Raw genomic sequence first — 7,068 nt, 5'->3', positions numbered from 1 at the left:
CGTCTGCGACGGTACGGATGAGGCGGCCGAGCGCATCGCTCGCGTGCTGCACAACGACCCGGGCACCGGTGTGATGCGTCATGCCGATGCCGGTTACCAGATTGCCATCGACTGCGCCAGGGAGCAGGGCCTGAACCTGCCGATGATTACCGGCAAATAAAAACCTGCGGGAGCGAGCGCGCTCGTTCCCGCGCAAGCCAACACAACAACAAAACCCAGAACAATCCACAGAGGTTGAATCATGGCTGGCAACACCGATCGTGCAAGCATCAAACCGTTGATCGAAAGGCGTTCGATCGACTACATCCCGGAAGCGGAAAGACACGGTCGTCTATTCAGTCAGTTCACCCTGTGGATGGGTGCCAACCTGCAAATCACCGCGATTGTCACCGGGGCCCTGGCCGTGGTGCTGGGTGGCGATGTGTTCTGGTCGCTGATCGGTCTGTTGATCGGTCAACTGCTGGGCGGCGGCGTGATGGCGCTGCACGCGGCGCAAGGGCCGAAGCTGGGCCTGCCGCAGATGATCTCCAGCCGTGTGCAGTTCGGGGTTTATGGTGCGGCGATTCCCATCGTGCTGGTGTGCCTGATGTACCTGGGTTTCACCGCCACCGGCACCGTGCTGTCGGGTCAGGCGCTGGGCCAGTTGTTCGGGGTCAGCGACACGGTCGGCATCCTGCTTTTCGCCAGCGTCATCGTCGTGGTCACGGTGCTCGGCTACCGGGTGATCCACTGGATCGGCCGTATCGCCAGTGCCATCGGCGTGATTGCTTTCGTTTATCTGTTCAGCCGCCTGATGAGTCAGGTGGATGTCGGTGCACTCCTGCAAATCCGCCACTTCAGCTGGAGCAGTTTCCTGCTGGCGGTGTCGCTGGCGGCGTCCTGGCAGATCGCTTTCGGCCCTTACGTGGCGGACTACTCCCGCTATCTGCCGAGCAAGGTGTCCTCGGTGAAAACCTTCTTTGCTGCCGGTGCCGGCTCGGTGATCGGCGCGCAGGTGGCGATGATTCTCGGTGTGTTCGCGGCGGCTTCGGCCAACGGCCAGTTTGCCGGTCATGAAGTGGCTTACATCGTCGGTCTGGGCGGCACGGGGGCTACCGCAGCGTTGCTGTATTTCAGCATCGCGTTCGGCAAGGTCACCATTTCCACCCTGAACTCCTACGGCAGCTTCATGTGCATCGCGACCATCATCAGTGGCTTCCGTGGCCACCTGACGGTCAGCCGCATGCAGCGTCTGGTGTTCGTGCTGGCGATCGTCGGTGCCGCGACCCTGATCGCCCTGCTCGGCCAGCACTCGTTCCTCGGGGCGTTCAAGTCTTTCATTCTGTTCCTGCTGGCGTTCTTCACGCCGTGGAGCGCGATCAACCTCGTGGACTACTACTGCATCACCCGTGAGCACTACGACGTCCCGGCGCTGGCCGATCCGAACGGTCGCTACGGCCGCTGGAACCTCCTCGGGATCAGCGTCTATGTGTTCGGTGTGCTGGTGCAGCTGCCGTTCATTTCCACCAAGTTCTACACCGGTCCGCTGGTGGCCGCGCTGGGCGATGTGGATATTTCGTGGATCATCGGTCTGGTGTTGCCTGCTGCGCTTTACTACGTATGCGCAAAAAAATGGCATGGCAGCGTACCCGACAAACTGATTCTGCCGGTCGAGCAGAACAGCGTTGCACAACCTGAAACAAGCGGGACCGGCCGCGCTGCGGCGCAGGCCTGACTGGACGTGAACAGGGCTGGATGCCTCTTGAACTGCCGTAAGCCAATTCATGATTAGGAGCGTCGCAACAATGAAATCGAACAAGACCCTGCTGACCACATTGCTGTCCATGGGCCTGCTGGCCAGTGCCGGCGCCACCCAGGCCGCCGGCTGGTGCGAATCCGGCAAACCGGTGAAATTCGCCGGCCTGAACTGGGAAAGCGCGATGTTGCTGACCGACGTGCTGCAGGTCGTGCTGGAGAAAGGTTACGACTGCAAGACCGACAGCCTGCCAGGCAACTCCATCACCATGGAAAACGCCCTGAGCAGCAACGATATTCAAGTGTTCGCCGAAGAGTGGGTCGGCCGCAGCGAGGTGTGGAACAAGGCCGAGAAGGCCGGCAAGGTCGTCGGTGTCGGCGCCCCGGTGGTCGGTGCAGTTGAAGGCTGGTACGTGCCGCGCTACGTGATCGAAGGCGATGCCAAACGCAAGATCGAAGCCAAGGCGCCGGACCTGAAAAACATCGCGGACCTGGGCAAATACTCGGCGATCTTCAAGGATGCCGAGGAGCCGTCCAAGGGCCGTTTCTACAACTGCCCGGCCGGCTGGACCTGCGAGCTGGACAACAGCGAAATGTTGAAAAGCTACGGCCTGGAAAATAGCTATACCAACTTCCGCCCGGGCACAGGTCCGGCGCTGGATGCGGCGGTGCTGTCGAGTTACAAGCGCGGCGAGCCGATCCTGTTCTACTACTGGTCGCCAACCCCGCTGATGGGCCAGATCGACGCGGTCAAACTGGAAGAGAAACCCGGCGTCGACAAGCGCGTGACCATCAAAGTGGGCCTTTCCAAGACCTTCCATGACGAAGCGCCCGAGCTGGTGGCCGTGCTGGAAAAGGTCAACCTGCCGATCGACCTGCTGAACCAGAACCTGGGTCGCATGACCAAGGAGCGGATCGAGTCGCCGAAACTGGCGAAAATCTTCCTCAAGGAACATCCTGAGGTCTGGCATGCGTGGGTCAGCGACGACGCTGCCAAGAAAATCGACGCGGCGCTGTAGGTCGATACCTCCCGGCCAACCGTGAGGCTGGCCGGGAGATTTGCCGTACTCGCTTGATTGAGATTTCTGATTGAGAGCCGCTTATGTTTCCCGAACGCTTTACGTTTTCCATCGCCGACTGGGTCAACGGTTGGGTCGATGCACTGGTCACCAACTACGGCGACGTGTTCCGCCATATTTCCGACACCCTGCTGTGGGCCATCGTCAACCTTGAAGGCCTGCTGCGCGCCGCGCCGTGGTGGTTGATGCTGGCCATCGTCGCGGGCGTGGCCTGGCACGCCACCCGCAAGGTCGTGACCACCGCCGTGATTGTCGGTCTGCTGTTCCTGGTCGGTGCCGTCGGCCTGTGGGACAAGCTCATGCAAACGCTGGCGCTGATGATGGTTGCCACGGTCATCTCGGTGCTGATCGGGGTGCCGCTGGGGATTCTCTCGGCTCGCAGCAACCGCCTGCGTTCGTTCCTGATGCCGTTGCTCGACATCATGCAGACCATGCCCAGCTTCGTGTACCTGATCCCGGTGCTGATGCTGTTCGGCCTGGGCAAGGTACCGGCGATTTTCGCCACCGTGATCTACGCCGCACCGCCGCTGATCCGCCTGACCGATCTGGGTATCCGCCAGGTCGACGGTGAAGTGATGGAAGCGATCAACGCTTTCGGCGCCAACCGCTGGCAACAACTGTTCGGCGTGCAACTGCCGCTGGCCCTGCCGAGCATCATGGCCGGGATCAACCAGACCACCATGATGGCCCTGTCGATGGTGGTGATCGCCTCGATGATCGGCGCCCGCGGCCTGGGTGAAGATGTGCTGGTGGGCATCCAGACCCTCAACGTCGGACGCGGCCTGGAAGCCGGTCTGGCGATCGTGATTCTCGCAGTGGTCATCGACCGCATTACCCAGGCGTATGGTCGGCCACGGCACGAGGTGAGCAAATGAGCAACGCAACCGTGAGCAAGATTGAAGTCAGAAACGTCTTCAAGATTTTCGGCAACCGTTCCAAGGATGCGCTGGCCATGGTCGGTCAGGGCAAGACCAAGGAGCAGGTGCTGAACGAGACCGGGTGTGTGGTGGGGGTCAATGACTTGTCCCTGAGCATCGGCACCGGCGAGATCTTCGTGATCATGGGCCTGTCCGGCTCCGGCAAATCCACGCTGGTGCGCCACTTCAACCGCCTGATCGATCCGACCAGCGGCGCGATCCTGGTGGACGGCGTGGACATCCTGCAATACGACATGGACGCCCTGCGTGAATTTCGCCGGCACAAGATCAGCATGGTGTTCCAGAGCTTCGGCCTGCTGCCCCACAGGACCGTGCTCGACAACGTCGCCTACGGCCTGAAAGTGCGCGGCGAGAGCAAGCAACTGTGCGCCGAACGCGCGCTCCACTGGATCAACACCGTGGGCCTCAAGGGCTACGAAAACAAATACCCGCACCAGCTCTCCGGCGGCATGCGCCAGCGTGTCGGCCTGGCCCGCGCCCTGGCGGCGGACACTGACATTATCCTGATGGACGAAGCGTTCAGTGCGCTGGATCCGCTGATCCGCGCCGAAATGCAGGATCAGTTGCTGGAGCTGCAAAAGACCCTGCACAAGACCATCGTCTTCATCACCCACGACCTCGACGAGGCCGTGCGCATCGGCAACCGCATCGCGATCCTCAAGGACGGCCGCCTGATTCAGGTCGGTACGCCGAAAGAGATCCTGCATTCGCCGGCGGACGAATATGTTGACCGGTTCGTGCAGCGGCGGGCAGCGGTGGTTTAAACAGCACCGCTTGTGTGGCGAGGGAGCTTGCTCCCGTCACAGGTTTTTTGGGTCTGCTCCGCAGCCCGGCGGGAGCAAGCTCCCTCGCCACAGGGTTACCTGCATCAACAGTATTGGTATGAGGTTCCAGATGTCCCAGGCTGAAAAAATCGTTATCGCCGACGCCCCTATGCGTTGGCAGGATGTGGTCGCGGTAGCCCGGCACGGTGCGCAGCTGGAGCTGTCGGCCCAGACCTGGGCGCGCATCGAAAATGCCCAGGGCATTGTCCAGCGCATTGTCGCCAGCGGCGAGCGCGCCTATGGCGTCAACACCGGGCTGGGCGGTCTGTCCAACGTCTCGCTGAAAGACCAACAGCTGAGCCAGCTGTCGCGCAACACCTTGCTCAGCCACGCTTGCGGCGTCGGCCCGGTACTGGCCGACGAGCAGACTCGCGCGATCATGTGCGCCGCGATTCGCAATTACAGTCACGGCAAGTCCGGGATTCATCGGCAAGTGGTCGAAGCACTGCTGGCGTTGCTCAATCGCGGCATCACCCCGCAAGTGCCGTCCCAGGGTTCGGTGGGTTACCTGACCCACATGGCCCACATCGGTATCGCGCTGCTGGGCGTGGGCAATGTCAGCTATCGCGGGCAGGTTGTCTCTGCGCAGCAAGCGTTGGCCGAAGAGGGCCTGCAACCGGTTCAGCTCGGGGCGAAGGACGGTTTGTGCCTGGTCAACGGCACGCCGTGCATGACCGGTCTCGGTTGCCTGGCGATTGCCGACGCCACGCGTCTGGTGCAATGGGCCGATGTGGTCGGCGCCATGAGTTTCGAAGCCCAGCGCGGCCAGATCGCCGCGTTCGACGCCGAGATCATCGCGCTCAAGCCGCACCCGGGCATGCAACAGGTCGGTGTCAATCTGCGCGCGCTGCTCGATGGCAGTGAAGTGATCGCGTCGAGCAAAGGCATTCGCACTCAGGATGCATTGAGCATCCGCTCGATTCCGCAGGTGCACGGTGCTGCACGGGATCAACTGGCACATGCAATCAAACAAATTGAAACCGAACTCAACGGCTGTACCGACAACCCGTTGCTGCTGGGCACGCCGGACGCCTTCCGGGTCATGTCCCAGGCCAATCCGCATGGGCAGTCGGTGGCGCTGGCGGCGGATCTGCTGGCCATCGCGATGGCCGAAATCGGCTCGATTGCCGAGCGGCGTCTGGATCGTTTGATCAATCCTCACGTCAGCGGGCTTCCGGCGTTTCTGGTGGCCAATCCGGGGGTGAACTCGGGGATGATGATCGTGCAATACGTCGCCGCTTCGCTGTGTGCGGAAAACCGCCAGCTGGCGCAACCGGCGGTGCTCGACAACTACGTCACTTCCGGCCTGCAGGAAGACCACCTGAGCATGGGCACCAGCGCCGCGCTGAAGCTGCATCGCGCATTGGAAAACTGCACGCAGATCCTTGCCATCGAGTACCTGCTGGCGGCCCAGGCGTTTGAGTTTCTCAAGGAACAGCGCTTCGGCGCGGGCACCGATGTGGCGTGGCGACTGCTGCGCGAGAAGGTCCCTGCCTACGATCAGGACCGCTGGCTGGCGCCCGATATTGCGGCGGCTGCGAGTGTGTTGAAAGACCTGGAACTGCTGCACAAGGCTCTGCCGGACCTGCACTGAAAACTACCCACGCCAGCGTGCCAAGGCGCGGCTCCCCAAAAGGGCAGACGCGACGGACAACGGACATCTCCGGAGCGTCTGGCGAATTAACAAGAAACTCTCAAAAGGAGCACAAGATGACTGCGCTGAACCTGATCCCCGGCCAACTGAGCCTGGCCCAACTGCGTGATGTCTATCAGCATCCGGTCCAGCTGACCCTCGACAACAGCGCCAGTGCACAGATCGAAGCCAGCGTCGCCTGCGTCGAGCAGATCCTCGCCGAGAACCGCACCGCCTACGGCATCAACACCGGGTTCGGTCTGCTGGCCTCGACCCGCATCGCCAGCGCCGACCTGGAAAACCTGCAGCGCTCGCTGGTGCTGTCCCACGCTGCCGGCATCGGCGAGCCGATCAGCGATGAGCTGGTGCGCCTGATCATGGTGCTCAAGGTAAACAGCCTCAGCCGTGGTTTCTCGGGCATCCGTCGGGTGGTGATCGATGCGCTGATCGCGCTGATCAATGCCGAGGTTTATCCGCACATTCCGTTGAAAGGTTCGGTGGGTGCTTCCGGCGACCTCGCTCCATTGGCGCACATGTCGCTGGTGCTGCTGGGCGAAGGCAAGGCGCGCTACAAGGGCGAATGGATGGAAGCCACCGAAGCGCTGAAAGTCGCCGGTCTGACCCCGCTGACTTTGGCCGCGAAAGAAGGTCTGGCGCTGCTCAACGGCACGCAGGTGTCCACCGCGTTCGCCCTGCGCGGTCTGTTCGAAGGTGAAGACCTGTTCGCCGGCGCGCTGGCCGTCGGTGGCCTGAGCGTGGAAGCGGTGCTCGGTTCGCGCTCGCCGTTCGACGCCCGCATCCACGCGGCCCGTGGCCAGAAAGGCCAGATCGACACCGCCGCCGCTTACCGCGATCTGCTG

At 62.1% G+C, this 7,068-nt stretch carries 7 protein-coding genes; all 7 read left to right on the top strand.

Features of this window, described 5'->3' with window-relative positions; genetic code table 11:
• Window positions 1-160, top strand: a 160-nt coding sequence (locus tag ACK6BI_RS27900; RefSeq protein ID WP_409319651.1) for a hypothetical protein, incomplete at its 5' end; no start/stop codon positions are given.
• 81 nt (window positions 161-241) lie between these two features.
• Entirely contained in the window at window positions 242-1,714 is a 1,473-nt protein-coding gene (locus ACK6BI_RS27895) for a purine-cytosine permease family protein (protein WP_409319650.1), read from the top strand.
• 70 nt (window positions 1,715-1,784) lie between these two features.
• Window positions 1,785-2,753, top strand: a complete 969-nt coding sequence (locus tag ACK6BI_RS27890) for an ABC transporter substrate-binding protein (protein WP_065261547.1) — start codon at window positions 1,785-1,787, stop codon at window positions 2,751-2,753.
• A gap of 83 nt (window positions 2,754-2,836) precedes the next feature.
• On the top strand, window positions 2,837-3,688 hold the full coding sequence (locus ACK6BI_RS27885) for a proline/glycine betaine ABC transporter permease (RefSeq protein ID WP_085711027.1): 852 nt from the start codon (window positions 2,837-2,839) through the stop codon (window positions 3,686-3,688).
• On the top strand, window positions 3,685-4,515 hold the full coding sequence (locus ACK6BI_RS27880; RefSeq protein ID WP_409319649.1) for a glycine betaine/L-proline ABC transporter ATP-binding protein: 831 nt from the start codon (window positions 3,685-3,687) through the stop codon (window positions 4,513-4,515). The genes ACK6BI_RS27885 and ACK6BI_RS27880 overlap by 4 nt, the downstream gene beginning before the upstream one ends.
• A 130-nt stretch (window positions 4,516-4,645) precedes the next feature.
• On the top strand, window positions 4,646-6,169 hold the full coding sequence (gene hutH / locus ACK6BI_RS27875) for a histidine ammonia-lyase (protein WP_409319648.1): 1,524 nt from the start codon (window positions 4,646-4,648) through the stop codon (window positions 6,167-6,169).
• A gap of 116 nt (window positions 6,170-6,285) precedes the next feature.
• Window positions 6,286-7,068 (top strand): aromatic amino acid lyase (locus ACK6BI_RS27870; protein ID WP_409319647.1); only part of this gene is annotated, 783 nt, incomplete at its 3' end.

This window comes from Pseudomonas sp. KCJK9016 (assembly GCF_046231795.1).
In the GTDB taxonomy this organism is placed as follows: Bacteria; Pseudomonadota; Gammaproteobacteria; order Pseudomonadales; family Pseudomonadaceae; genus Aquipseudomonas; species Aquipseudomonas bananamidigenes.
The sequence above is the reverse complement of the archived record's forward strand: the minus strand, read 5'-3'. Positions and strand labels throughout refer to the sequence as shown.

Excerpts from the sequence above, each read along its gene's own strand:
- ACK6BI_RS27885 (WP_085711027.1), top strand. The coding sequence starts at position 2,837 with ATGTTTCCCGAACGCTTTACGTTTTCCATCGCCGACTGGGTCAACGGT.
- ACK6BI_RS27880 (WP_409319649.1), top strand. The coding sequence starts at position 3,685 with ATGAGCAACGCAACCGTGAGCAAGATTGAAGTCAGAAACGTCTTCAAG.
- hutH (WP_409319648.1), top strand. The coding sequence starts at position 4,646 with ATGTCCCAGGCTGAAAAAATCGTTATCGCCGACGCCCCTATGCGTTGG.
- ACK6BI_RS27890 (WP_065261547.1), top strand. The coding sequence starts at position 1,785 with ATGAAATCGAACAAGACCCTGCTGACCACATTGCTGTCCATGGGCCTG.
- ACK6BI_RS27895 (WP_409319650.1), top strand. The coding sequence starts at position 242 with ATGGCTGGCAACACCGATCGTGCAAGCATCAAACCGTTGATCGAAAGG.